The sequence below is a fragment of the Glycomyces artemisiae genome (assembly GCF_003002955.1).
In the GTDB taxonomy this organism is placed as follows: Bacteria; Actinomycetota; Actinomycetes; order Mycobacteriales; family Micromonosporaceae; genus Glycomyces; species Glycomyces artemisiae.
Genome location: NZ_PVTJ01000013.1, coordinates 95,422 through 119,375, shown reverse-complemented (window position 1 = coordinate 119,375; position 23,954 = coordinate 95,422). Strand labels below are relative to the sequence as shown.

The window sequence follows — 23,954 nt, the reverse complement described above, 5'->3', positions numbered from 1 at the left end:
AAGCGACCCATGTCCACGACCCTCACTCGCGGCCGGGCCCTGCTCGCGACCGCGATAATCGCGGCCCTCGCGGCCTTCGGCCTCTCGGTCGCCACGGCGACCCCGGCCAAGGCCGCCATCACCACGAACACCTGGTTCACCGTCACGAGCGCCCACTCCGGGCTCGCCCTCGACATCCAGAACGCCTCGACCACGGCCGGGGCCCTCCTCAACCAGTACACGCCGAACCAGTGCACCTGCCAGCAGTTCCGGTTCGTGTCGGTCGGCGGCGGCTACTACAAGATCGAGGCCCGGCACTCCGGCCAGGTGCTGGAGGTCTACGAGTGGAACGCCGCCGACGGCGCCACGATCGCCCAGTGGACCGACCTCGGCGGCACCAACCAGCAGTGGTCGGTCACCGAGCACGCCGACGGCACCTTCAGCTTCATCAACCGGTTCTCCGGCAAGGCCCTCGACCTGTGGGAGTGGTCCACTTCGGCCGGAGCGCGGATCTCGCAGTACACCTACAACGGCCTGAACGCCCAGAAGTGGCGCCTCGCCGCGGTCCCCGCCTCCGGTGAGCCCACGGTCTCGAACCCGCTGCGCGACAACGGGGCCGACCCGTGGATCGAGTACTGGGACGGCTACTACTACATGTCGACCACGACCTGGGACTCCACGGTCACGATGCGCCGCGCCACGACGCTCAACGGCCTCAAGACGGCCGCGGACTCGGTCGTGTGGAACGACAGCGGCACCGCCAGCCGCTGCTGCTCGCACTGGGCGCCGGAGTTCCACCGCATCGGCGGCACCTGGTACCTGATGTACACCTCGGGGAACTCGCAGACGAACTTCGACGGCCAGAAGCTCCACGTGCTCCGCTCGACCTCCTCGACCCCGATGGGGCCGTATGAGTTCATGGGGACGCCGCTGCCGAACCAGTGGAACATCGACGGCTCGTACCTCGAACTGAACGGCTCGCTCTACCTGATGTGGTCGGAGTGGGTGGGCGCCGACCAGTCGATCCGCATCGCCGCGATGTCCAACCCGTGGACGGTGACCGGCTCGCACGTCACCATCTCCCAGCCCACCTACAACTGGGAGGTCCAGGGCGGCAGGACGAACGAGGCGCCCGCGGTGCTCCAGCACAACGGCCGCACGTTCGTGACGTTCTCCGCGTCCTCGTGCAACACGCCGGACTACAAGCTCGGCCTGCTCGAACTGACCGGCTCGAACCCGCTGTCGGCGTCGTCGTGGACCAAGACCGCGACCCCGGTCCTCCAGCAGGGCGGCGGCGTGTTCGGCCCGGGCCACAACGGGTTCTTCACCTCGCCCGACGGCACGGAGGAGTGGCTCGTCTACCACGGCAACACCACCTCGTCCCAAGGCTGCGGCTCGACCCGGCAGACCCGGGTCCAGCCGATCACCTGGAACGCGAACGGCACCCCGAACTTCGGGACGCCGCTCCCGAGCGGCGTCGTGATCGCCGCGCCTTCGGGGGAATGACCTGACACGGCCGGCCGGTCCCCGCTGCCGCGCAGTCGGGACCGGTCGGCTCAGTCGCGCCGTCCAGTGCGGCGGCGTTCGCCGGACCGCTCAGCGGCGGCCCGTGATCTCAAGCTCCGGCCCTTCGACGCCCTCGATGACCGGGGTGCGCGGAATCGGCCCGGAGTCCGCGTCTGCCGGGCTCGCCGGGATCGCGTCGGGCGCGGCGTCGTGGATGACCGGCAGCTTCGTCCAGCGCAGGACCGTGCGCAGCTGGCCCGCAGTCTGCTCGACCGCCGGGTCGAACGTGACCCGCATGGCGGCCTCGAACATCCGGGTCTCATGCCTCAAGCGCATCGCCCGCGAACGCTGGTTCGCGAGTTCGATGACCGTTTCGCGGCCGGATTCGTTGTGCAGCACCAGGACCGGCCGGTAGCTGCCGACCTGCTCGCGCGCCTGCGCGCTGCCCGGGCTCGATCCGGGCACCTTGTCGAGCCGCACCTCCGACCGCGCGCGGGCGAGGTCGAAGACCTCGGGCGCGCGACGCCCCGGCCGCACCACTGTCAGGCGGGACCCGTCGAGATAGAGCACCTCGCCGGCGCCCTGCCGGAACGCCCATCCGGTCGCGAGCGGTCCGACCAGGAAGACGGCCCCGACCAGGAGGCCCGTGGCCTCCCAGGACAACCCGGTCCCGCTGCTGCTGCGATAGGACGAGCCGTGGTAGGCCGTCCACTCGAATCCGCCGTTCATCAACGGCACGACCACGGATACCGCGATGAGCGCGATCCCGAGGCTGGCGCCGATGATCCGCATCTTGCGGACGATCTCCGCCATGTGCTCGGGCTCGACGACGGCGCCGACGCGCGACACCATGCGGTGACCGCTGTGTGTTTGACCGGGCATAGTGCGACATCATCCCATCGGGCTGGATCTGGTCGGGCCTCCGATGGTAGGCGGGCGGTGCCAGGGCTCGGTCGGCGCCCGCGCCGCATGTACTCGGCGTATACGGCCCGGTCTTTAGGCCCAAGGCCCACCTCCCAATCAGGGCGTCCGGCCGCGGACGGCGGCTCCGTCGGCGGCTGAACGCCCTTCATCGGGCGGGGCCTCACTCCTACCCGGGTCCCGCCCGATCCCCTTGTCCGCCAAGGATCAGTCGGCGCGCACGGGCTCCGGACCGCGGAGGAGCGCCTCGACCGCCTGCGCGACCCCGTCGTCCCGGTTCGGCTCGGCCTGGAAACCGGCCGCCGCGGCGACGTCGGCGGGCGCCCCGGCCATCGCGTACGAGCGGCCCGCCCAGGCGAGCATCGAGACGTCGTTGGGCATGTCGCCGAAGGCGATCACGGCCTCGGCCGTGAAACCCCGCTCGGCGCACCACTCGGCCAGCGCGGCGCCCTTGTTCACCGTCTCGGCGTTGTACTCCAGGACCGGGTAGCTGCCCCATGCCCACCGGACCATCCCGGGGGCCTCGATGCCGTCGAGGGCCGCGCGGATCGCCGGGCCGTCCATGGACTGGTCCTGGACCCGGTATTCCACGACGCCTTCGAGGTCGGCGAGGACGTCATCAAGGGCGTCGACGCCGTGCCAGGGCTCGCCGTAGTAGGCGCGGGCCGCGGGGTCGGTGCCTTCGGCGAACATCTCAGTGCCGGTCTCGATCATGAACAGCGCATTCGGGAGTGCGCTGCGGGCGCGGGTGTGGAGGTCGATCACGTCGGGGGCGGGGATGGTGTGGCGCAGGTCGATCGCGCCGGTGGCGGGTTCGTAGAAGATCGCGCCGTTGTTGCAGATCGCGTAGTCGACGGATTCGGCGAGGCCGTGGATGGCGTCGATGCCGCGGGGCATGCGGGCGGTCACGGCCACCACGGCGATGCCTTGCGCGCGGGCGGCGAGGAGGGCGGCGCGGTTGCGTTCGGAGAGCTGTTTTCGGTCGTCGAGGAGGGTGCCGTCGAGGTCGGTCGCGAGGACGCCGTAGTTCTGCACGCCCTGAGTATTCGGTCCGGCGGGCGTTCTCCGCAACGGATTTGGGGGTGGCCTGCGACTCGTCGCGAGCCGCGGACCACCCCCTTCGACGCTGGTGCGTCAGACGTTGTCGCTGCTGCAATAGGCGAGGTAGACCATGCTGGTGAAGTTCTCCTCGACGCTGACCGGGGTGGCGTAGTAGTCCGAGTCGGGGCAGCCGCCGATGGCGGTGGTGTAGTCGAAGGTGAGCTCGTCGATCGGCGGGCTGTAGACCTCGACGGCGTCGACCACGTACGTGGCGGAGGGGCTGGCGCAGTCGAAGGTGAGGAGGCTGCCGTCGGTGCAGTCGCCGGAGTCGGGGGTGACGGGGCGGCCGCCGTTGGCGTCCTCCTTGTCGATGGCCTCGACGCAGTAGAAGTAGTCGACCGGGCCGCCGAGTCCTTCGATCTCCTCGGTGTAGACGTACTGGTAGGACTTCCACAGCTCGCCGGGGGTCCAGCCGAGGTACTCCTCGCCGCAGACGGTGCCGGCGACGGCGGTGTCGGAGAGGTCGCCGAACATGTCGACCTCGGCGCCGGAGTCGTCGGAGACGAGGGTGATGGTCCAGAACGCGGTGGCGTCGTCGCAGGGGACGACCATGTCGCCGGTGCCGCCGGTCGCCTGGGTCATGCAGTCGCCGACTTCGGCGGCCTCGGCGGCCTCCATCTGCTCGTCGGTGAGGACGGTGTCGGTGGCGTTGTCGGTCGAGGTGGCGTCGCTGGTGTCGTTGGAGTCGCCCGCGTCGCGGATGAGGGCCTTGACGACCACGACGATGATGCCGACGACGATCACGCCGATGACGCTGAGGACCTTCGCCATGAAGCCGCCGCCGCGGTTCGCGGGGGGCATGGGCGGCGGCGCGCCGTAGGGGCCGGGCTGCTGGGGCGCGGGGAAGCCGGGCGGCGGCGGGGGCGGGGTCGTCCCGTAGGGCGGGGGCGGGGCGCTGTAGCCGCCGGGCTGCGGTTGGGCGCCGAAGCCGGGCTGGGGGGCGGAACCGGGCTGCGGGGGCGGGGGGTAGCCCTGGGCCTGGTTGGGGTCGTAGGGGCCGGGGGGCGGGTAGGTCATGGGCGGATGCTCCGTGATTCGTGCGGGGGGACGGGCAGGAGGGGTTGGCGGTCATCATAGGGGCCACATGCGACAGCCTTGCCAGTCCCGGGGGCGTCGAGTGCGGGCGCGCAGGCTCGTTGCCAGGGCCGGCCGAGGACGGCGAGGGCGCCGGTGACCGGGAATGTGGCGAGGAACGCATCCGGCGCGGACCCGGCGCGGGCGATGACGGGGCCGCCGAGCGCGGCGGCGACGGCACGGGGTGCGGCGAGCGGGACGGCCACGGCGGAGCGATCGGTCTGGAGGCCGATGGGCGGGAGCGCAGCGCACGCGGCGAGGGCGGCGCCCGTGGCGGCCTTGTGGCGTCACGAGCCCCGAAGTGACTGCGGCGCGGGCGGCGCTCGCGGCGACCGCGATCGTGCCGCGCCGCGAGCACGCGCGCTAGACCCGCGTCTCCTTCCAGTGGCGGCCGCTGAGCAGGCGGAGTCCGTTGAGGCCCACGATCACTGTCGACAACTCGTGCCCGGCGACGCCGAGGACGAGCGGGAGGTCGCCCACGAGGTCCCAGGTCGCGAGGACGGCGATCACCGCGGCGGCGAAGACGAGGTTCGCGGTGGCGACGCGCTTCGCCTTGCGCGCCAGGTCGACCGCGGCCGGAAGCGCGGTCAGGCGCTGGCCGACCAGGACGACATCGGCCGATTGCAGGGCGAGGTCGGAGGCGGTCCCGCCCATGGCGACGCCGACGTGCGAAGCCGCGAGGGCGGGGGCATCGTTGATGCCGTCGCCGCAGTAGAGGGTGCGGGTCCCGGCGAGCCGGTCGGCCTTGTCGCCGGGCAGGAGGGTCGCGTCGACGCGGTCGATGCCGACCGCGGCGCCGACGCGGCGGGCGGCGGCCGGGTGGTCGCCGGTGAGCAGGCGGGCGCTGGAGCCGAGCCGCGCTTCGAGCGCGGCGACCGCTTGGGCCGCTTCGGGCCTGACGGTGTCGGTGAGGCCGATGACGCCGATCGGGCGCTTGTCGGCCACGGCGACCGCGACGGTGAGGCCCTGCGATTCGAGCTCGGCGACGAGGCGGCGGGCCGCGGGGTCGTCTTCGGCGTCGTCGAGGAGCACCGGGTGGCCGACCTGGACGTCGGCGCCGTCGACGCGGGCGCGCACGCCGCGGCCGGGCACCGCTTGGAAGTCCGTGGCGCCGTTCGCATCGCCGATCGCGGCGAGCACGCGGCCCAACGGGTGCTCGGAGCGGGCCTCGGCGGCGGCGACGAGGCGGCGCAGGCGCGCATCGCCGGCGCTGGCGTCGCCGTCGATGGCGCTACGGCCGCCGTCGCCGTCGCCGTCGACAGCACCGTCGATCGCACTGCCGAGAACCTCGATGCGCTCGATGCGCGGGCGGCCGTTGGTGAGGGTGCCGGTCTTGTCGAAGGCGGCCTGGTCGACCTCGGCGAGGCGCTCGATCATCAAGGCGCTCTTGACGAGCACGCCTCGTCGCCCGGCGAGGGCGACGGCCGCGAGGAGCGGCGGCATGGTGGCGAGCACGATCGCGCAGGGGCTGGCGACGATCATGAACGTCATGGCGCGCAGCAGGGTCGACTCGAACGCGGCCCCGGTGAGCAGCGGGATCGCGAGGAGCGCGAGGGTCGCGGCGACCACGATCAGCGAGTAAGGCTGCTCGACGCGCTCGATCGTCAACTGGGTCTTGGACTTCGCCTCCGAGGCCTCCTCGACCTGGCGGGCGACCCTGGCGAGCACGGAGTCCGCGCTGGCGCGGTCCACGCAGACCTCAAGCGCGCCGGTGCCGTTGACAGTGCCCGCGAGGACCTGCGCGCCGACGGCCTTGCGGCCGGGCAGGGCCTCGCCGGTGAGGGTCGACTCGTCGACCTCGGACTCCCCCGCGGTGACCGTGCCGTCGGCGGGCACGCGGTCGCCGGGGCGGATGAGGACGGTGTCGCCGGGGGCCAGGTCGGCCGCGTCCACGGTCTCCTCGCGGCCGTCGCTGAGGCGCACGGCCCGGTCGGGGGCGTGTTCGAGGAGGGAGCGCACGGAGTCGGCGGTGCGCTCGGTGAGCACGGCTTCGAGGGCGCCGGAGGTCGCGAAGATGACGATGAGCAGAGCGCCGTCGAACCACTGCCCGATCGCGGCCGCGGCGACGGCGGCGATGACCATGAGGAGGTCGACCTCGAAGCGCGGCTTGGCGAGTGCGCTGATCCCCTCCCACGCCGGGCCCCAGCCGCCCGCGAGGTAGCAGGCGAGGTACGCGGGCAGCCACGCCCAGGCGGGCGCGCCCGCGAACTGGGCGGCGGCGCCGACGCCGAAGCAGGCCAGCGCCAGGGCGGCCCACCGCACGTCGGGCAGCCGGAACATGGAAGCGAACATGCGCATCATCGTATATTCGCAATTACGCAGATAGCAAGATCGGGTAGGCTCGACCACATGCACGAGGGCCTGCCGAACTTCACCATGCCCGACGACGACCAGGTCAAGGCCGCCGCCGACGCGCTGCGCATCCTGGCCGACCCGACCCGCCTCAAGCTCATGTGGGCGCTGCTCCAGGGCGAGGAGAACGTCGCCTGCCTCGCCGACCTCACCGGCGCCCGCCCCACCGCCGTCAGCCAGCACCTCGCGAAGCTCCGCCTCGCGGGCCTGGTCACCACGCGTCGGGAAGGCACCTTCGTCTACTACGTCGCAGCCGACGACCGCGTGAAGCCGCTCCTAGAGCAGGTCCTCGCCCTCGGAGACTGAAAATGCCCCCGCGCGAAGCGCGGGGGCCGTTCGAATCTGGGGGCCTTAGCTGCGGCCCGTGGCCCGGAGCAGGCTCGTGAAGTCGGCAGCGCCGAGGTCGAAGACCGGGGAGTCATGCCCGAGCTTGGAGTCCCGCACCTGGAATCCGGCGGCCGTGTTCCGGGCCTCAACACAGTCAGAGTTGGAAGTGTTGTTGCTCCGGGAACTCTTCCGCCAGGTCTGGCGGCACTCGACACAGTTCGTCTGGCCCGAGTCGCTACTCCGGTTGCTCTTCCGCCAACTGGTGTACTCCACCATCGAGAAACCTTCCAATCCCTTGCGCATCAGCCCGCAGGAGGCTGCGGGTCTGATCATACAAGGCAAGAATCTCCGGATCGACCACGTGGCGGCTCTGGTCGAGCGTTTCCACATGCACGAAATTCGGCCCCGCTGAGGGCAGTCCCCTCCCGATGAACATCTCGAACGAATACGCCGCTAGGTGGGGTGGGCTGACAACCAAGACCTCGCATGTCGGAAGCGAATCAATCCATAGCAACCGCTCGACTTGCTCCGCCTTCTCAGTCGAAGTGAGCAGATCCAGGTCCCGAAGTGCACTAGCCGGCACAAAGAGCTCGGCAGTCGGAGGATCAGGCTGAGTCATCCGGGCGAAGAAGGCCGCCGCTCGACGCTCCTTCCGCTTCCAGGTCACAATCTTCTCCGCCGGAGCCTCCATCGGCCCGAGCATCAGCTTCATGTGGACCGTTTCGGTCTGAGCCAGACCCGGAAGCAGAACTGGATTCCACTTCGCAATGGTCCCGTAGGTCCGCTCCGCGCTCTCCACCAGGAAGATGTTCCGCTGGTCCAGATTTGAAATCAGCTCCGAGCCAGATAGAAGTTGCTGGCCAACATGGAGAATGAACTGCTTGCGATCATCGTCGACCCCACCACGATCGCAGATGAGAGACAGGTTCCCGAGGTCGGGGAGACGGGTTCTGTCCAGCCAGGCTCGGATCGTGTTGCCGCTCTTGCCCATCACCTTGGCAAATTGGTTCGGGGTCCATCCGGCCGCTTCTGCGATGGTGTTTACCTCTGCGAACAGATATGACCGTGCCAACCTCTGGTTCAGGACCGTTCCTGCCATCGCGGCCTCCCTATGCTGCGCGAATCACCGGTAGTAGCGATGATCGCACAAAGACTCCCAACGAGATTCATCACGACTCGTCGCAGTTTCGGGGCCCCGCAACGGGGTTCCATTTCGGTGTCCCGAAATTGAACACCCACCATGGAACCCCATAGTTGAACTCTGAAACTTCAAGGGTGACATAGCCGTTGACCAGCCAAAACATGTCCTATGGTGGTCTCATCGCGGTTTTGGTGACCGATCCCGCGAGTGGTGGAAGACCGGGGGGCCGTGCCTCCCAGCGACCGAATGCGGTTCCCCGGCACCGGAAGTGTCGGGAATCCGACAATCTCTAATGGAGGAAGCGATGTCGTATCCGAGTACTCGCCCGAGAACCGCGCCGGCACCGGACCCGCTGGAGCGCGGGAGATTCAGCGACGGTGCGCACCGCTACACCGTCTACGCCTCAAGCGCCGACGCACCCGACTCGTTCCAGGTGTGCGCCGACGACAACCGGGCCGACCTGGTCCTGATCGTCTCCGGCCTCACCTCGCAGAACCTCCACGCCACTTGGGGAGACGAGTGGCGCAGCCGTTCGGCGGAGTGGCGCGAGTGGGCGCGTTCCGCCGCATTCCAGGTCTTCCACAACGGGAGCCTCCCGAACCCGGCAAAGACGAGGTACTGCAATGGGTAACGGCGTGCGCCCCGACAAGGACCCGTACAACTTCCGCTCCGACGGCAAGCCCGGCGTCGACGGCTATCTCGGCGACTTCCGGCGCGGCCCAGCGGTCTTCACGCTCTACTCCCTCGGCTCGCAGCCGGGCCGCACGCCCAAGATCATCGACTACCTCCTGGACGTCGACGACGGCGCCGGAGCCCGCGAGTGCTGCCGCTTCACCGACGACCCCGAGGACGTCCCCGAGTGGGCGACCGCCTGGCGCCGCGACCCGTGGTGCCCCTGGATCCTCGAACAGTGCCGAGCGCTCATCGCCGAACCCGACACCGCTTAACCCCCAAAGCCGCCCGGCGGCCCGGCGACTGAACCTCGGGCGGGCCACCGGGCTTCCAGGGCCGGCCGATCTTGGTGGAGATCGGCCGGCCTCCTGCTGTAGGCGTGGCTCCGCCGCGCGATGTCACCAGGCGATCCGGTGAGCGGCGGCGCGGGACTTGCACTCCGCCAACGAGTTCCGTACGCTGTCGCTCCCCTACGGTGAGGTACCCCCATGGCATCGACCGGTCTACAGGCGGCATTGGACACGGCCGATGCGGCGGCAGCAGAGGCCCGCGGGGCTGAGAACCAGCTAGCCGACGTGTACGCGGCGCTGCAAGCGGTGCTCGCGGACTCCGCCGACGACGATGCGCACATCGGTCTCGCATCGCTGGTTGAGGCGCAAGGCCAGCTCGCCGAAGCGGTCGCCGCGATCGGCGCGGGCTTCGACCTGTTGAAGGAGTACGCCGACTACATCGGGCAGGGCAACGACTCGGCGCCAGGCCAGCACGATGGAGGCGGACAACTGCCCGTCGCGGCGGCGTTCAATCCCCGCAAGTTCCACGCGACCAAGCTCGCGGGCCTGCGTCGGTACAGCGAGGCGGGCACCGCAGAGGGAAGGCTCTATCGCGAGGATGGCGCGCCGCACTCAGACCGTGTACTGCGGGCGCGCCCGCCTGGCTCATCCCCGTTTCCGCCTGCGAGTGTGCGCGAGCGCTACCGGAATACGACACCGAACCGCGGGCATATCGAGGGCGAAGTGGCCGCGGCGATGCACCGTGAGCGGATGCGGGAGACGACGCTCTACCTCAACGCCGAACCCTGCGACAATCTCGGGCGAGGCTGCAAGGAGAACACCCACGCGTTCCTGCCCGAGGGAAGCGTGCTCAACATCTGGGCTGTGAACGACGACGGCTCGCGAGTATTCAAGCGGATCAACGGAACAGGAGATGCGATCGATGGGACGGGCGGTCACGCGGGACCCGGAGCTGATGGCGGAGCTGGTGAGCAAGTACATGGACGAGGCGATGCCGGACCCGGACCTGTATGAGTACGCCCGCGCTCGGGGCGTCGAAGTTCCCGCCGACATCGACCAGCGGGACAAGCGGAGCCTGTTCTCGGTCCGCTTCCCGCCGGGCTCGGACGTCGGCGTGCTCGAATGGGACTGGTGGGCTGACGAACCGGAAGCCCCCGATTCCGACACCACGCGCGACGACCCGACCGGGAGCAGTCCCGACCCCCACGCATCGGCTTAACTCTGGGCGCACGCCTCGGAGCCGACGTTTCATGTCCTCCGCGAGGCCGCCACCGTGACGGCGAGGGCGGCGGCGCCCATCGCGACGCCGATCCAGATCGGGGCGGTGAGTCCCCAGTGGGCGTCGATGGCGAGGCCGCCGAACCAGGCGGAGAGGGCGATGCCGACGTTGAAGGCGGCGGCGTTGACCGAGGAGGCGAGCGAGGGGGCGCCCGCGGCGGCGTCGAGGACGCGGGTCTGGAGGACCGGGACCATCGCGAACCCGGCGGCGCCGAGGACGAAGACCATGATCGCGGCCGGGACCGGCGAGTGGACCGCGAACGCGAAGACGACAAGGGCGGCCGTGGCGGCGGCGAGCGTGCCGTAGAGGGCAGGCATGACGGCGCGGTCCGCGAGCCGCCCGCCGAGGAGGTTCCCGGCGGTGAGGCCCACGCCGAACAGGAGCATCAGCCAAGGGACCGTAGAGGTTTCGAAGCCGGAGACGCGGGTGAGCAGCGGCTCCAGGAAGGTGATCGCGGCATAGGCGGCGCCCCAGCCGAGCATCGTGATCGTCAGGACCAGCCACACCTGCGGGCGGCGGAAGACCGCGAGCTCGCCGCGCAGGCCCTCCCCCTTGTCGTTCGCGCGCGCGGGTACGAACAGGAGGATCGCGGCGAGCGACGCGGCGCCGATGGCGACGATCGCCCAGAACGCGGCGCGCCAGCCGAGCTGCTGGCCGAGGGCGGTGCCGAAGGGCACGCCGACGACGTTGGCGAGCGTCAGGCCGGTCATCATGAGCGCGATGGCGCGCGAGCGCTTCTCGGGCGCGACGAGGCTCGCGGCCATGATCGGGCCGATGCCCATGAACGCACCGTGGCACAGCGCCGAGACGACGCGTCCGGTCATGAGCTGGCCGTAGGTGACCGCGACGGCGGCGAGCACGTTCCCGGCGATGAACAGGGCCATGAGGATCACGAGCATCGTCTTGCGGGGCAGGTTCGCGCCGATCGCGGTCATGATCGGGGCGCCGATCGCGACCGAGGCGGCGTAGCCGGTGACGAGGAGGCCGGCGGTGGAGATCGAGACGTGGAGGTCCTCGCCGAGCGGCCCGAGGAGGCCGACCACGACGAACTCGGTGAGGCCGATGCCGAAGGCGCCCAAGGCGAGCGCGCCGAGGGCGAGGACGCGGCGGCGCTTGGTCTCGCGGTGGGCCGGGCGGGCCGGGGCGGTGGTGGTCGGCACGGGATTCCTTCCGGGGCGGGTGCGCGACCCCGGGGACGAGACGAGGTGTCCCCGGGGCGCCGCCGCCCAGTATTCCCCGCCGCCGGTAATTAGTCCAGTGGTTTGTCCAACCATCTCAAAAACTCACTCAGTACGCATCGAGGCCGGAATGTGCGCGCCGCGCTGAGCAGGGCCGTCGTAGGCTCGGTGCACCGCAGAAGGAGGCACCGCCATCAGCGATTCACCGTTGAACCTGAACGTCGACTGGCACGCGGGCTGGCCCTCGGCCAAGCACGACCCCGCTCCCGAGATCCAGATCCACGCCGCCGAGCCCCGCACGGTCATCATGCGGCAGAACATGTCCGTCAACTTCGAGGCCCCGTTCATGTTCCTGCTCTTCGGGAACGACCGGGCGCTCCTCGTCGACACCGGCGCGACCCCCGAGGCCGTCTACTTCCCCTTGCGCCGCACCGTCGACACGCTCATCGACGCCTTCCTGACCGAGAACCCGAACCCCGATTACGGGCTGGTCGTGGCCCACACGCACGGGCACGGCGACCACAAGGCCGCCGACGCCCAGTTCGCGGACCGCGAGCGCACCACCGTCGTCGGCCCGGACCTCGACGAGGTCGTCGCGCACTACGGCTTCGACGACTGGCCGCTCACCCCGCGGGAGCTCGACCTCGGCGGCCGCACCGTCGACGTCATCCCCGGGCCCGGCCACCACCGCTCGGCCACCGTCTTCTACGACCGGGCGACCCGCGTGCTGCTCACCGGCGACACGTTCTACCCGGGCCGCCTGTACGTGCAGGACTGGGAGGCGTTCGAGAACACAGTGGACAAGCTGGTGGCGTGGTGCGAGGCGCACCCGGTGTCGCACCTGCTCGGCTGCCACGTCGAGATGTCCACGCGCCCAGGCGCCTCCTATCCGCGCGGGTGGACCTACCAGCCCGACGAGGCGCCGCTGCCGATGACCGTCGCGCAGCTCCGCGAGCTCCAGCGGGTCGTCAAGGCGCTCCACGGCGCGCCCGGCGAGCACGTCTTCGACGACTTCGAGGTGTGGTGGAAGGGCGAGTAGCGGGGTCTTAGGACCTGCGGTGCAGGGGGAACCGGGACGCGGGACCGATGGCGGGCGCCGGTCCCGTTCCTAGCCTTGGGCGGGCGCGGACCGACCGGTCCGAGCGGACCCGAGGAGGAGAACATGACCATCCTGGTCACCGGTGCGACGGGCAATGTCGGCCGCCACCTGGTCGAGCGGCTGGCCGCGGCCGGGCATCCGGTGCGGGCGCTCACGCGCGACCCGGCGAAGGCGCGGTTCCCCGCGGGCGTCGAGGCGGTCGCGGGCGACTTCACGGACCTCGTGGGGATGGAGCGGGCGCTCGACGGGGCGACCGGGCTGCACCTGATGACGACGTTCGGGCCGAAGAACGAGACCGTGCCGCACAGCGCGCAGCTCGCGTCGGCCGCGCTCGCGGCCGGGGTGAGGCGGGTGTCGCTGCTGTGGAACGGGTACCGCGGGCCGGTCGAGGAGGCGTTTGCGGCGTTGAACCCGGTGGAGCTCCAGCCCGGCGAGTTCATGTCGAACGCGCTCACGTGGGCCGAGGAGATCCGCGAGCACGGCGCCGTCAGCGAGCCGTTCGCCCACATCGGGCACGCGCCGGTCCACGAGGCCGACATCGCGGCCGTCGCCGCCCTCGCCCTGACCACCGACGACCTTGCGGGGCGGCGGATCCCGCTCACCGGGCCCGGGGTCGTGACGGTGCCCGACCAGGTCGCGTCGATCGCCATCGCGAGCGGCCGCGACATCCGCTTCACCGCGCTCGACGAGGACCAGGGACGCCTGCGGATGCAGGCCCTCGGCTACGACGAGGGCGCCATCGACTACGTCATGGGCTGGCGCGCCGACCCGCCCGAGTGGACGCTGCGCGCCTCCGACACGATCGAGCGCCTCACCGGCCGACCCGCGAGGACCTTCGACGACTGGGCCCGCGAGCACGCCGACGCCTTCCGCTAGCCCCCGGCCGGGACGGCACTTCCCGGTACCGGACGGCGGAGCGGCCCGCAGACATCGGTCTGCGGGCCGCTTTTCTCCTGTCTTCGGTTGCGCTACAGGTTCTTCGCGCTCTGGGCGATGGCGTCGGCGATCGGCGTGGTCGGGCGGCCGATGAGGCGGGACAGGTCGCCGCTGGTGCCGGCGAGGAGGCCGCGCGAGATGGCGTCGTCGATGCCGGCGATGACCGGGGCGAGCGTCGGCGGCAGGCCCACGCTTTCGAGGATGCCACGGTGTGCCTCGGGCGTGACGCGGTTGACCGGGAAGTCCTTGCCGATCACGCGCGAGACCTCGGCCGCGAACTCCTCGAAGGACCAGGCCTCGTCGCCGCTCAGCTCGTACTCGGCGCCCTCGTGGCCCTCGCCGGTGAGCACCGCGACCCCGGCCGCCGCGTAGTCCGCGCGCGCGGCGGACGCGACGCGCGAGCCCTCGGCGGCGCTGGTGAGCAGGCCGCCGTTCGCCACGGACTGGCCGAGCGCCTCGGTGTAGACCTCGTGGTACCAGCCGTTGCGCAGCAGCGCGTACGGGACGCCGGAGTCGATGAGGTACCGCTCGGTGATCTGGTGCTCGCGGGCCAGCTCGAAGTCGGCGGCCGGGCCGCCGAGGACGCTCGTGTACGCCAGGAGCGCCACGCCCGCGGCCTTCGCGGCGTCGATGACCGCCTTGTGCTGCGGCACCCGCTGCCCGACCTCGCTGCCGGAGACGAAGAGGACCCGGTCCCCCTCGCGGAACGCGTCCGCGAGCGAGGCGGGGTCGCTGTAGTCGCCCTTGCGGACCTCCACGCCCAGCTCGCCGAAGCGGGCGGCCTTGGCCGGGTCGCGGACGACGACGGCGATCTGCTCCACGGGGACCTGGTTGACGAGGCCCTCGACCGCGAGGGTCCCGAACTTGCCGGTGGCACCGGTCACGACGTACATGTGCTGCTCCTTCAATGTCGGTTGCGACGATCATTTCACTTTCTAAATGAAAGCACAATCAAAACGAAAGTACTATCGCGGAGGTAACATGAACGGATGACCACCCGGCCCGCCCCGCACGTCCTCAGCGAGTTCGAAGACCTCAGCGACCGCCCCGACCTCGGCGAGTTCCAGGTCCTCGCCGAGGACTGCCCGTCGCGTCCGGTCCTCGACCACGTCACGGGCCGCTGGGGCACGCTCATTGTGCTGTCGCTCCACGACGGCCCGCGGCGGTTCAGCGAGATCCGGCGCGCGGTCGGCGGCATCAACGACAAGGCCCTCGCCCAGGGCCTGCGCCACCTCGAACGCGACGGCCTGGTGCTGCGCGAGCCCTCCGAGGGCTTCCCCTCCCGCGTCGAGTACCGCCTCACCGAGGTCGGCGCCGGCATGGAGGCGCGGCTGCGCGAGATGGTGTCGTACCTGTACGCGAACATGGGCGAGGTCCTCCAGGCCCAGGCCGGGTACGACGCCGCACGCCCCGGGGCCGCGGAAGGCGCAGTGTCCTAACGGTTCGCCCGAACTGCGCGAAACCGCAGGTAGAGCCGGACCGGGCCCCTAGACTCGGGCCATGGCTAGCACGCGGGCCACGTTCCTGGGAGGACTGCGTCCGGCCACGGCAATCCCGCTGTGGGTCCGGCTGCTGCCGCTCGTCGCCCTCTTCGGCGCCTCGTTCTTCATGCTCTTCCGGCCCGACCCGCTCCACGCCGGGATCGCGATGGCCGTCGTCCCCGTGCTCGCCGCGTTCGTGCTCGGCCCGGTCTGGACCGGGTTCATCGCGGCCTTCGCGCTCATCGTCGTGGCCGCCCCGATCCCGGTCGCGCGCCATTTCGAGGCCGACGACATCGTCGTCGTCGGCATCGTCTTCGCCACGGCCGTGGGCATCTCCTGGATCCGCCAGCGCTTCGAGAAGGGCCTGGTCACCGTGCTCTCGGTCTCGGAGGCCGCGCAGCGCGCGGTCCTGCCGGACCTGCCCGAGCGGGTCGGGGACCTCGCGTGCGCGGGGCTGTACCACTCGGCGCAGCAGGGCGCGAGCATCGGCGGGGACCTGTTCGACGTGCGGCCGAGCCCGTACGGGACCCGGCTGATCCTCGGCGACGTGCAGGGGCACGGCCTCGACGTGGTCGGCGCGGCGTCGATGCTCCTGTCGGTGTTCCATGAGGCGATCCTCGACGAGGAGGACCTCGGCGGGGTCGCGTGGCGGATGGAGCGGCGCATCCTGGAGGACGGCGCGCACGGGTACATCCCGGAGCTGTTCGCGTCGGTGCTGCTCGCGGAGTTCTCGGAGGAGTGCGACGAGGTGCGGCTGCTGTCGTGCGGGCATCCGCTGCCGCTGCTGCTGCGCGGGGAGCGGGTCGAGGAGGTGGACCTGAAGACCGCGCCGGTGCTGGGGCTGCGGCTGGCCGAGCCGGTGCGGCACCGCGCCTCGGCGGCGGTGCCGTTCGAGATCGACGCGACGCTGCTGGCGTTCTCCGACGGGCTGGTGGAGGCGCGGGACGCGGACGGGCATTACTACCCGCTGGCGGAGCACCTCGACGGCCTGGTGACGCCGTCGCCGCGGTCGCTGGTGGAGTTCGTGTGGGAGGACGCGTCGCGGTTCGCCTCGCGGATGGACGACGACGTGTCGATCCTGGCGGTGACGCGGGTGTACGGGAGCGGTCCCGCGGACGAGTTTTTCAATCGGTTATACGAAGGGTGTTTACAACCGTTCGGTTCTGTGTGAATATCCAAATGATTCGATTGCGACCCCCCGAAGGAGACGACGATGTCATCCCCCCGTCCCCCGCGTCCGCAGCGCTTGCGCCGCAACGGCTTCCGACGCGGCATCGCCGCCGTCGGCGCCGCCGGGCTCGCGGCGGCGGTCGCCGCGCCGAGCCTGCCGGTGCTCACCGCCAGCGCCGAGGAGGCCGCCGCGGACGCGGTCACGGTCGTCCTCGACCCGTCGTATCAGCAGGCGGCGTTCGAGGGCTGGGGCACCAGCCTCGTGTGGTTCGCGAACGCCACCGGCGGCTACCCCGACGAGATCCGGAACGAGCTGGCGGAGATGGTCTTCGGCGAGGACGGCCTCAACCTGAACATCGCCAGGTACAACATCGGCGGCGGCAACGCCCCGAACATCGACAACGAGTACCTGCGCGGCGGGGCCTCCGCGGTCCCCGGCTGGTGGGCCGCCCCCGAGGGCACCACCCAGGCCGACAAGGACTGGTGGGACCCGGAGAACCCCGAGCACTGGAACTGGGACGCCGACGCGAATCAGCGGTGGTGGATCGACGCGGTCAAGGACGACGTCACCCACTGGGAGGCGTTCTCGAACTCGCCGCCGTACTTCCAGACCGTCTCCGGGTACGTCTCGGGCGGGTTCGACGCGAGCCAGGACCAGATCCGCACCGACACCGTGGACGAGTTCGCGCTCTACCTGACCGAGGTCATGGAGCGCGTCGAGGCCGAGCACGGCATCGAGTTCGACACCGTGGACCCGCTGAACGAGCCGAACACGAACTACTGGGGCACCCAGCTCGGCCCGGACGGCGTGCAGCCCACGGGCGGGCGCCAGGAGGGCGCGCACGCCGGGCCCGAGCTCCAGCAGCTCGTCATCGACGCGCTCGCCGAGCGGCTCTCGGAGTCCGAGCTCGACGCGGTCGTCTCGGCGATGGACGAGACGAACCCGGGCACGTTCGTGCGCAACTGGAACGCGTACACGGAGGAGTCGCGGGCGAACGTCGAGCAGATGAACGTCCACACCTACGGCACGGGCCAGCGCACGAGCGCCCGCGACCTCGCGAAGGCCGCGGACAAGCCGCTGTGGATGAGCGAGGTCGAGGGGTCGTGGACCTCCGGCCAGGACTACACGTCGATGGAGAACGGGATCGGGATCGCCTCGCGGATCACCGACGACCTGCGGGAGCTGGAGCCCACGGCGTGGGTGCTGTGGCAGCCGGTCGAGGACGTCGCGGCGGGCCACAGCTGGGGCTCGATCCAGCTGCCGTTCGACTGCACCGCCGAGGACACGCTGGAGACGTGCCCGATCAAGGTGAACACGAAGTACTACACGATCCAGAACTTCACGCACTACATCGAGCCGGGCGACCACGTGATCGCCACCGACAGCGCGGCGGCGACGGCCGCGGTCGAGGCGGACGGCAGCGGCGCGAACGTGGTGTACACCAACAGCACCGACGCGGACATGGAGATCACGCTCGACCTCTCGAACTTCGAGCGGATCGCGCGCGGCGCCTCGGTGACCCCGGTGGTCACCAGCGCCGACGGCGCGCTCGTCGAGGGCGACGCGGTGCGGGTGCGCGGCGACGAGGCGACGCTGACGGTCCCGGCGAAGTCGGTGACGACGTTCGTGGTCGAGGGCGTCTCGGGCGTCGACTGCGACGCGGCGCTGTTCCAGGACGGGCACGTGTACCGCTTCGACGGCGTGCAGAGCGGCAAGTCGATCGCGCCGAACGCGGACGGCACCGGCATCGTCATCGAGACCGACGATGAGTACGACGGCGAGCAGCTGTGGGAGGTCGAGCGGCTCACCGACGGGTACTCGAACCGCGAGCGGTACGCGATCGTCAACGCGGCCACGGGGGCGCGGCTGGCGATCGGCGACGGGCTCGCGGTGCTGGAATCCGGCGACGGGGAGCCGTCGGAGGCGGCGACGTGGTACCTGTCGACCACCGGCGACGGCACGTACGTGCCCGTGAATGTCGGAACGGGCCTGGTCCTGGACGTGTGGGGCGAGGCGACCGCCGACGGGTCGCCGGTGCAGACGTACACGCCGACCTCGGCGGCCAACCAGCGCTGGGGCGTGGTGGACGAGACCGTGCTGCGGGCGCAGCAGGTGAGCGCGTACACCGTGCCGGGCTTCGTGCCGGTCCTGCCCGAGACGGTGCCGGGCGTGTACCGCGACGGCGCGCGCGGGGCGCTCCCCGTCGAGTGGGACATGCCGCGCGAGTCCACGTGGAACCGGGTGAAGACGGTGACGGTGTTCGGCGAGGCGGTCGACGCGCTCGGGAACACGTTCCGCGCCAAGGCGAAGGTCAGCGTCGACACGTTCTCCGAGACGGCTCCGGCGTCGGCGAAGACCTACCCGGGGTACGTGCCGCCGCTGCCGGAGACGGTGACGGCGCTGGGCGACCACGGGACCGAGGCCGCGGTGCCGGTGACGTGGGAGGAGCCCGCGGAGGGCGCGTTCGACGACTACGGGACCGTGCGGATCGAGGGCACCGCGGTGCTCGTCGACGGCACGGAGCTGCCCGCGGTGGTCGACGTGGAGGTCACCGACCCGGTGGAGGCGAACGCGGCGCTCGCCGACGGGACCGCGATCACCGCGACGTACACCGAGCCGGGCTATTCCACTGCGGCCCTGCGCAACGGGGTCCTCACGGACAAGGCCTGGTCGAACTGGAAGTCCGGGCCGTTCAACACCGAGGACGCGATCACGGTGGAGCTGCCGGAGGCGCGGGACGTGACCCGGGTCGTCTCCTACTTCTGGAGCGACGGCGGCCGTCCGTCCTATGCGGACACGCTGACGGTGCAGTACCGCGACGCCGACGGGAACTGGGTCGACGTGGGCTTCGTCGACGTGCCGACCGACGAGGTCCCGGTGATCGACGTGGAGGTGAATGCGAAGACGTCCGCCGTGCGGGTGGTCATGACCGCCGGTTCCGGCGGGACCGCGGGGTGGATCATCCTGAGCGAGATCGAGGTCTACGCGAAGGCCCCGGCCGCTTAGCGGACGGGTGGGAAACGGGCGGGGCCCGCATCGCAGGTCGGCGATGCGGGCCCCGGCTCGTTCGGGACCGTCAGGCGCCCACGGCGTCCGAGAGCGCGGTCAGGCGGTCGAGCTCGTCCTGCGAGAGGTCGAGTTCCGCGGAGGCGAGGAGCGGGGCGAGCTGGGACAGTTCGCGGGCGCCCGCGATCGGGGCGGCGATGCCGGGGCGGGTGCGGACCCAGGCGAGGGCGACCGTGCCGATGGCGACGCCGCGGTCCTCGGCGATGTCGGCGAGGCCGTCGATGACCGCGAGCCCGGCCGGGTTCAGGTGCTTGGCGGCCGAGCCGCCGCGGACGCTCTGCTCCAGGTCGGCCTCGGTGCGGTACTTGCCGGTGAGGAAGCCGCTCGCGAGCGCGTGGTAGGGGAAGACGCTGAGGTCCTCGGCGACCGCGATGTCGCGCAGGGCCGGCTCGAACGTGGCGCGGCTGACGAGGCTGTACTTGGGCTGCAACGCGACCGGGCGGGCCGCGCCGGTGCGCTCGGCGATGTCGAGCCACTCGCGCAGGCGCTCGGGGCTGTAGTTGGAGACGGCGACGTGCCGGACCTTCCCCTCGGTGACGAGCGCGTCGAACGCGGCGACGGTCTCTTCGAGCGGCGTCTCGGCGTCGTCGAAGTGCGCGTAGTAGACGTCGATCGCCTCAGATTGCAGACGCTGAAGCGAGGCGTCGGCGGCGGCCTTGACGGTCGCGGCCGACAGGCCCTTGAACTCCGGGTGCTGCGAGACCTTCGTGGCGACCATGAGCCGCCCGGGGTGCTTGGCGACCCAGGAGCCGATGACGGTCTCGGACTCCCCGCCGCTGTTGCCGGGGGCCCACGCCGAGTACGAGTCGGCGGTGTCGACGAGGGTGCCGCCCGCGTCGGCGAAGGCGTCGAGGATGCGGTGGGCCTCCGCCTCGTCCGTGGTCCAGCCGAACGTGTTGGTGCCCAGGACGAGCGGGTAGACGTCGATTCCGGTCCTGCCGAGCTTGGTCATGGCGTGCCCTCCGTGGGTCCGTTCCCGGGGCGCGCCGCGCCCCTCCGAATTTCCGAAGCGATCCTTTCACACACCCCGGGAACACCGCACGCGAATACGGACGACTGTGCGGTCCGTCGGCTGCGGCCTAGTTCGCCTGCGTCGTCGGCATGATCGTCAGCCGCTCGATGTTGACGCGGGCGGGCAGCGCGGCCAGATGCGCGACCGCCTCGGCGACGTCGGCGGGTTCGAGGACCTCCATCGTCTTGAACGTCTCGTCGAGCCACGCGGTCGCGTCGGGCTCGGTGACATGGCCCTGGAGCTCGGTGCGGACGATCCCCGGCTCCACGACCGCGACGCGCACGCCCTGCGAGCCGAGCTCGATGCGCAGGTTGCGGGAGTAGTGGGTGACGAACGCCTTGGTGCCGCAGTAGACCTCGAACGTGGGGAACAGGTTCTGCGCCCCGATCGAGGAGGTGTTCACCAGGTCCGCGACGCCCTTGTCGGCGGCGGCCTTGCGCAGCTGCGGCACGAACGCGGCGACGGTGTTGAGGAACCCGCCGATGTTCAGGTCCACCTGCTGATTCCACAGGTCCGTGCGCACGTCCGCGATCTTCGAGGGCAGCATGACACCCGCGTTGTTGAACAGGAGGTCGACGGTGCCGAACCCGGCCTCGATCCGGGCCGCGGCGGCCTGGACCGCCTCGGCGTCGGTGACGTCGACCGGGACGGCGAGCGCGGTGCCGCCGTTCGCTTCGATGCGCCCGGTGAGCGCGGCGAGGCGGTCGGCGCGGCGGGCGAGGACGGCGACCTTCGCGCCCCGCTGGGCGAGCAGCTCGGCGGTGGCCTCGCCGAGGCCGCTGGAGGCCCCGGTGACGACGGCGACGCGGCCCGCAAGGGGCAGAACGGTGTTCACAGTAGACATGTCGTGTTCCTTCGGTGCGTTCGGTTTCCAGGCGGTCCGGCCGCCCTGCAATCGAGTACAGCACCGGAGACGGGCCCGAAGCGCCGCTAGAAATCCCCTCCCGCGACTGGTACCGCCAGTACCAGTCAGGCGCCGCGAAGGGCCGGTCCGGCGGGGCAGAATTGGGGGCATGGACCAGCGCACCGAGATCTCGGACTTCCTGCGGAGCCGCCGCGCCCGCGTGCACCCGCAGGACGCGGGCGTGCCCGACGACGGCCGCGTGCGGCGCGTCCCGGGCCTGCGCCGCGACGAGGTCGCGCGGCTGGCGAACATGAGCGTCGAGTACTACACGCGCCTGGAGCAGGGCCGGGCCGGGAACCCCTCCCCCGAGGTGCTCGACGCGCTCGCCGAGGCGCTGCGCCTCGACCACTCCGAACGCGAGCACCTCAAGGACCTCGCGGGCCGCCGGGCGCCCAGGCGGCGCGGGCCGCTCGCCGCGCAGCGCGTCCGCCCAGGCCTGCTGCTGACGCTCCAGAGCCTCGAATCGGTGCCCGCGTTCATCATCGGCAGGCGCACCGACGTGCTCGCCGTCAACCGGCTCGCGAAGGCCGTCATGACCGACTTCGACGCGCTCCCGGCGAAGCGGCGCAACCTCGCGCGCTGGTACCTGCTCGATCCCGAAGCGCGCGAACGGGTCGTGGACTGGGAGACCGTGGCGCGCGACTCGGTCGCGGTGCTCCGCTTCGACGCCGGGCGCCACCCGGACGACCGCCAGCTCGCCGATCTCGTGGGCGAGCTGACCCTCGGCTGCCCGGAGTTCAGCGGGTGGTGGAACGACCACCAGGTGCTGCGCCGCACCCACGGCCGCAAGGCATACCGGCACCCCGTCGCGGGCGAGATCGAGTTCGCCTACGAGTCGCTCGAATTCCCCGACGACCCCGACCAGACGCTGTGCGTCTACAACGTCGAACCGGACTCGCCCAGTGCGCAGGCGCTGCGCCTGCTCGACTCCTGGACGGCCCCCGCCGCCCCGCACACTGGGCGCTGACCCGGAGACATAGAGTGTGATCTATCACCTCCTTCGCCGGAATTGCCCGCACTGGTTATGATTCACGGCCATGACGTACATCTTCGACGTGTGGACCTGGGGCCGTGAGGGAAACACGCTCGACGGGACGCTCACGAGCCTCATCGGCGATGGCGTCCGGCTCGGCGACGGCCCCGACCGCGGCACCGGGTTCGGGCTCAAACTGCTCATGGACGCCTGGTTCCAGGGTTTCGGCGCCACCGACATCGACCCCGGCACCGCCGCGGAGTTCGCGGAGTGCTTCGAGCTCATCCTCGGCAAGCGCGTGTGGATCGACGACGAGGGCTTCGTGCTCGACCACCGCAGCAAGGAGCCCGTGGTCCCGAAGGTCAACGCCTACAGCGTGTACGAGGGCCAGCTCGACGGCGGCCGGGGCACCTCCGACGGGCACGCGTACCTGCTGACCAAGCCGAGGGGCGAGGAGTTCCGGCGCCGCGCCGACGCCGTCATCGCCTCGTTCGCGGTCGACCCCGAGGCGGACGGCGACCAGGCCGGGTTCACGATCCGCGTCACCGACCCGAAGTACTTGGCGCACATGGCGAGCCATCTGAGCTTCCGGACCTCGTTCACCGGCGCCGAGTGACCCGGAAGGTGGAAATGCGCTCGGACGGCGCCGCGGCCGCCGGTAGCATCCCCGGGATGGACGCCTGGGCATGGGACGAGACGCTCTTCGCGGGCGCCGCCGCGCACTACGGGACCGGCCGGATGCCCTACCCCCCGGGCCTGGCCGACGCCGTGCGCGACGCGCTCGGCCTCGACGGGACCGGGCGGCTCCTCGACGTCGGCTGCGGGCCCGGCTCGCTCACCGTGCTCCTCGCGCCGCTGTTCGCCGAGGCCGTGGGCGTCGACGCCGACCCCGGCATGATCGCCGAGGCGCGGCTCAAGGCGCCGGGGATCGACTGGCGACTCATGCGCGCCGAGGAGCTCCCCGGCGGGCTCGGGACGTTCCGGGTCGTCGCGTTCGCGCAGTCCTTCCACTGGATGGAGCAGGACCTCGTCGCCGAGCGCGTGCGCGGCATGATCTGCCCCGCGGGCGCGTGGGTCCACATCGGAGCGACCACGCACCGCGGCGTCGACACCGCCGAGCCGCTGCCGCTCCCGGCCCCGCCGTGGGACGCGATCGACGACCTCGTGGCCCGCTACCTGGGGCCGGTGCGCCGTGCCGGGCAGGGCCTGCTCCCCCACGGCACCAAGGGGTCCGAGGAGGAGGTCATGGCCCGCGCCGGGTACGCCGGGCCCGAGCGGATCACCGTCGACGAGGGCCGGATCGCCGAGCGGAGCGAGGACGAGATCGTGGCTGCCGTGCTCTCCCTGTCGAGCTCCGCGCCGCACCACTTCGGCGACCGGCTTCCCGTGTTCGAGGCGGACCTGCGCCTGCTGCTGCGGGACGCGGCCCCCGGCGGGCGGTTCGCCGAGCGCATGCGCGGCGTCGAGGCCGTCATCTGGCGGCCGTAGACGC

General features: G+C 71.1%; 24 protein-coding genes. 14 read left to right on the top strand and 10 right to left on the bottom strand.

The features are described 5' to 3' along the window. Nucleotides 1–9 precede the first annotated feature (9 nt). A complete protein-coding gene (locus B0I28_RS24980) occupies nucleotides 10–1,485 on the top strand; it encodes a family 43 glycosylhydrolase (RefSeq protein WP_181245958.1) in 1,476 nt (491 codons plus the stop codon). Nucleotides 1,486–1,575: 90 nt separating this feature from the next. Here the strand turns inward: B0I28_RS24980 and B0I28_RS24975 are convergent, their stop codons facing one another. The 4 genes from B0I28_RS24975 to B0I28_RS24955 form a co-directional block, all read right to left on the bottom strand. Beyond that, nucleotides 1,576–2,337, bottom strand: coding sequence for a hypothetical protein (locus tag B0I28_RS24975; protein ID WP_106366579.1), 762 nt, complete (start codon nucleotides 2,335–2,337; stop codon nucleotides 1,576–1,578). Between the two features lie 276 nt (nucleotides 2,338–2,613). Next, nucleotides 2,614–3,441, bottom strand: coding sequence for an HAD family hydrolase (locus B0I28_RS24970; protein WP_181245957.1), 828 nt, complete (start codon nucleotides 3,439–3,441; stop codon nucleotides 2,614–2,616). 99 nt (nucleotides 3,442–3,540) lie between these two features. Then, nucleotides 3,541–4,524, bottom strand: coding sequence for a hypothetical protein (locus tag B0I28_RS28390; protein ID WP_106366577.1), 984 nt, complete (start codon nucleotides 4,522–4,524; stop codon nucleotides 3,541–3,543). A gap of 420 nt (nucleotides 4,525–4,944) precedes the next feature. Next, nucleotides 4,945–6,873 carry a heavy metal translocating P-type ATPase gene (locus tag B0I28_RS24955; protein ID WP_106366575.1) on the bottom strand — a complete coding sequence of 643 codons (1,929 nt, stop codon included), beginning with the start codon at nucleotides 6,871–6,873 and terminating at the stop codon, nucleotides 4,945–4,947. A gap of 57 nt (nucleotides 6,874–6,930) precedes the next feature. Here B0I28_RS24955 and B0I28_RS24950 point away from each other — a divergent pair, with 57 nt between their 5' ends. Next, nucleotides 6,931–7,239 (top strand): ArsR/SmtB family transcription factor, encoded by a 309-nt coding sequence (locus B0I28_RS24950; RefSeq protein ID WP_106366574.1) that lies wholly within the window; start codon nucleotides 6,931–6,933, stop codon nucleotides 7,237–7,239. 45 nt (nucleotides 7,240–7,284) lie between these two features. Here the strand turns inward: B0I28_RS24950 and B0I28_RS24945 are convergent, their stop codons facing one another. Further along, a complete protein-coding gene (locus tag B0I28_RS24945) occupies nucleotides 7,285–7,536 on the bottom strand; it encodes a DUF397 domain-containing protein (RefSeq protein ID WP_106366573.1) in 252 nt (83 codons plus the stop codon). Then, nucleotides 7,496–8,359 (bottom strand): Scr1 family TA system antitoxin-like transcriptional regulator, encoded by an 864-nt coding sequence (locus B0I28_RS24940; RefSeq protein WP_146148236.1) that lies wholly within the window; start codon nucleotides 8,357–8,359, stop codon nucleotides 7,496–7,498. Before B0I28_RS24940 ends, B0I28_RS24945 begins: the two co-directional genes overlap by 41 nt. Before the next feature lie 346 nt (nucleotides 8,360–8,705). On the opposite strand from B0I28_RS24940, the gene B0I28_RS24935 reads away from it, so the two are divergent. From B0I28_RS24935 to B0I28_RS24920, 4 genes are all read left to right on the top strand, one after another. Next, nucleotides 8,706–9,032: a hypothetical protein gene (locus B0I28_RS24935; protein WP_106366571.1), complete on the top strand. Its 327-nt coding sequence runs from the start codon at nucleotides 8,706–8,708 to the stop codon at nucleotides 9,030–9,032. Then, entirely contained in the window at nucleotides 9,025–9,348 is a 324-nt protein-coding gene (locus B0I28_RS24930; protein WP_146148235.1) for a hypothetical protein, read from the top strand. Before B0I28_RS24935 ends, B0I28_RS24930 begins: the two co-directional genes overlap by 8 nt. Nucleotides 9,349–9,561: 213 nt before the next feature. Then, nucleotides 9,562–10,377: a DddA-like double-stranded DNA deaminase toxin gene (locus B0I28_RS24925; protein WP_106366569.1), complete on the top strand. Its 816-nt coding sequence runs from the start codon at nucleotides 9,562–9,564 to the stop codon at nucleotides 10,375–10,377. After that, nucleotides 10,331–10,582 carry a hypothetical protein gene (locus B0I28_RS24920; protein ID WP_181245956.1) on the top strand — a complete coding sequence of 84 codons (252 nt, stop codon included), beginning with the start codon at nucleotides 10,331–10,333 and terminating at the stop codon, nucleotides 10,580–10,582. Before B0I28_RS24925 ends, B0I28_RS24920 begins: the two co-directional genes overlap by 47 nt. Nucleotides 10,583–10,611: 29 nt before the next feature. Here B0I28_RS24920 and B0I28_RS24915 read toward each other — a convergent pair whose 3' ends face one another. After that, nucleotides 10,612–11,802 carry an MFS transporter gene (locus tag B0I28_RS24915; protein WP_245889103.1) on the bottom strand — a complete coding sequence of 397 codons (1,191 nt, stop codon included), beginning with the start codon at nucleotides 11,800–11,802 and terminating at the stop codon, nucleotides 10,612–10,614. Nucleotides 11,803–12,028: 226 nt separating this feature from the next. On the opposite strand from B0I28_RS24915, the gene B0I28_RS24910 reads away from it, so the two are divergent. Together B0I28_RS24910 and B0I28_RS24905 are read left to right on the top strand one after the other, a co-directional pair. Further along, complete coding sequence (locus B0I28_RS24910; protein ID WP_245889102.1) at nucleotides 12,029–12,859, top strand: MBL fold metallo-hydrolase; 831 nt, start codon at nucleotides 12,029–12,031, stop codon at nucleotides 12,857–12,859. A 123-nt stretch (nucleotides 12,860–12,982) separates the two neighbouring features. After that, a complete protein-coding gene (locus B0I28_RS24905; protein ID WP_106366565.1) occupies nucleotides 12,983–13,795 on the top strand; it encodes an SDR family oxidoreductase in 813 nt (270 codons plus the stop codon). Between the two features lie 92 nt (nucleotides 13,796–13,887). Here the strand turns inward: B0I28_RS24905 and B0I28_RS24900 are convergent, their stop codons facing one another. After that, complete coding sequence (locus B0I28_RS24900; RefSeq protein ID WP_106366564.1) at nucleotides 13,888–14,748, bottom strand: SDR family oxidoreductase; 861 nt, start codon at nucleotides 14,746–14,748, stop codon at nucleotides 13,888–13,890. Nucleotides 14,749–14,844: 96 nt separating this feature from the next. On the opposite strand from B0I28_RS24900, the gene B0I28_RS24895 reads away from it, so the two are divergent. From B0I28_RS24895 to B0I28_RS24885, 3 genes are all read left to right on the top strand, one after another. Next, nucleotides 14,845–15,294, top strand: a complete 450-nt coding sequence (locus B0I28_RS24895; RefSeq protein ID WP_106366563.1) for a winged helix-turn-helix transcriptional regulator — start codon at nucleotides 14,845–14,847, stop codon at nucleotides 15,292–15,294. 61 nt (nucleotides 15,295–15,355) lie between these two features. Then, nucleotides 15,356–16,507, top strand: a complete 1,152-nt coding sequence (locus B0I28_RS24890) for a PP2C family protein-serine/threonine phosphatase (RefSeq protein WP_106366562.1) — start codon at nucleotides 15,356–15,358, stop codon at nucleotides 16,505–16,507. 42 nt (nucleotides 16,508–16,549) lie between these two features. Continuing rightward, nucleotides 16,550–19,513 (top strand): glycoside hydrolase, encoded by a 2,964-nt coding sequence (locus tag B0I28_RS24885; RefSeq protein WP_106366561.1) that lies wholly within the window; start codon nucleotides 16,550–16,552, stop codon nucleotides 19,511–19,513. 70 nt (nucleotides 19,514–19,583) lie between these two features. Here the strand turns inward: B0I28_RS24885 and B0I28_RS24880 are convergent, their stop codons facing one another. Together B0I28_RS24880 and B0I28_RS24875 are read right to left on the bottom strand one after the other, a co-directional pair. Continuing rightward, nucleotides 19,584–20,525, bottom strand: a complete 942-nt coding sequence (locus tag B0I28_RS24880) for an aldo/keto reductase (protein ID WP_106366560.1) — start codon at nucleotides 20,523–20,525, stop codon at nucleotides 19,584–19,586. Between the two features lie 127 nt (nucleotides 20,526–20,652). Then, entirely contained in the window at nucleotides 20,653–21,429 is a 777-nt protein-coding gene (locus B0I28_RS24875; protein ID WP_106366559.1) for an SDR family oxidoreductase, read from the bottom strand. 169 nt (nucleotides 21,430–21,598) lie between these two features. On the opposite strand from B0I28_RS24875, the gene B0I28_RS24870 reads away from it, so the two are divergent. From B0I28_RS24870 to B0I28_RS24860, 3 genes are all read left to right on the top strand, one after another. After that, a complete protein-coding gene (locus B0I28_RS24870) occupies nucleotides 21,599–22,456 on the top strand; it encodes a helix-turn-helix transcriptional regulator (RefSeq protein WP_106366558.1) in 858 nt (285 codons plus the stop codon). Between the two features lie 70 nt (nucleotides 22,457–22,526). Continuing rightward, nucleotides 22,527–23,078, top strand: a complete 552-nt coding sequence (locus tag B0I28_RS24865; protein ID WP_106366557.1) for a hypothetical protein — start codon at nucleotides 22,527–22,529, stop codon at nucleotides 23,076–23,078. Between the two features lie 56 nt (nucleotides 23,079–23,134). Next, a complete protein-coding gene (locus tag B0I28_RS24860; RefSeq protein WP_106366616.1) occupies nucleotides 23,135–23,950 on the top strand; it encodes a class I SAM-dependent methyltransferase in 816 nt (271 codons plus the stop codon). Nucleotides 23,951–23,954 lie beyond the last annotated feature (4 nt).

Excerpts from the sequence above, each read along its gene's own strand:
- B0I28_RS24980 (WP_181245958.1), top strand. The coding sequence starts at position 10 with ATGTCCACGACCCTCACTCGCGGCCGGGCCCTGCTCGCGACCGCGATA.
- B0I28_RS24975 (WP_106366579.1), bottom strand. The coding sequence starts at position 2,337 with ATGGTGTCGCGCGTCGGCGCCGTCGTCGAGCCCGAGCACATGGCGGAG.
- B0I28_RS28390 (WP_106366577.1), bottom strand. The coding sequence starts at position 4,524 with ATGACCTACCCGCCCCCCGGCCCCTACGACCCCAACCAGGCCCAGGGC.
- B0I28_RS24955 (WP_106366575.1), bottom strand. The coding sequence starts at position 6,873 with ATGTTCGCTTCCATGTTCCGGCTGCCCGACGTGCGGTGGGCCGCCCTG.
- B0I28_RS24950 (WP_106366574.1), top strand. The coding sequence starts at position 6,931 with ATGCACGAGGGCCTGCCGAACTTCACCATGCCCGACGACGACCAGGTC.
- B0I28_RS24945 (WP_106366573.1), bottom strand. The coding sequence starts at position 7,536 with ATGGTGGAGTACACCAGTTGGCGGAAGAGCAACCGGAGTAGCGACTCG.
- B0I28_RS24940 (WP_146148236.1), bottom strand. The coding sequence starts at position 8,359 with ATGGCAGGAACGGTCCTGAACCAGAGGTTGGCACGGTCATATCTGTTC.
- B0I28_RS24935 (WP_106366571.1), top strand. The coding sequence starts at position 8,706 with ATGTCGTATCCGAGTACTCGCCCGAGAACCGCGCCGGCACCGGACCCG.
- B0I28_RS24930 (WP_146148235.1), top strand. The coding sequence starts at position 9,025 with ATGGGTAACGGCGTGCGCCCCGACAAGGACCCGTACAACTTCCGCTCC.
- B0I28_RS24925 (WP_106366569.1), top strand. The coding sequence starts at position 9,562 with ATGGCATCGACCGGTCTACAGGCGGCATTGGACACGGCCGATGCGGCG.
- B0I28_RS24905 (WP_106366565.1), top strand. The coding sequence starts at position 12,983 with ATGACCATCCTGGTCACCGGTGCGACGGGCAATGTCGGCCGCCACCTG.
- B0I28_RS24900 (WP_106366564.1), bottom strand. The coding sequence starts at position 14,748 with ATGTACGTCGTGACCGGTGCCACCGGCAAGTTCGGGACCCTCGCGGTC.
- B0I28_RS24895 (WP_106366563.1), top strand. The coding sequence starts at position 14,845 with ATGACCACCCGGCCCGCCCCGCACGTCCTCAGCGAGTTCGAAGACCTC.
- B0I28_RS24890 (WP_106366562.1), top strand. The coding sequence starts at position 15,356 with ATGGCTAGCACGCGGGCCACGTTCCTGGGAGGACTGCGTCCGGCCACG.
- B0I28_RS24885 (WP_106366561.1), top strand. The coding sequence starts at position 16,550 with ATGTCATCCCCCCGTCCCCCGCGTCCGCAGCGCTTGCGCCGCAACGGC.
- B0I28_RS24880 (WP_106366560.1), bottom strand. The coding sequence starts at position 20,525 with ATGACCAAGCTCGGCAGGACCGGAATCGACGTCTACCCGCTCGTCCTG.
- B0I28_RS24875 (WP_106366559.1), bottom strand. The coding sequence starts at position 21,429 with ATGTCTACTGTGAACACCGTTCTGCCCCTTGCGGGCCGCGTCGCCGTC.
- B0I28_RS24870 (WP_106366558.1), top strand. The coding sequence starts at position 21,599 with ATGGACCAGCGCACCGAGATCTCGGACTTCCTGCGGAGCCGCCGCGCC.
- B0I28_RS24865 (WP_106366557.1), top strand. The coding sequence starts at position 22,527 with ATGACGTACATCTTCGACGTGTGGACCTGGGGCCGTGAGGGAAACACG.
- B0I28_RS24860 (WP_106366616.1), top strand. The coding sequence starts at position 23,135 with ATGGACGCCTGGGCATGGGACGAGACGCTCTTCGCGGGCGCCGCCGCG.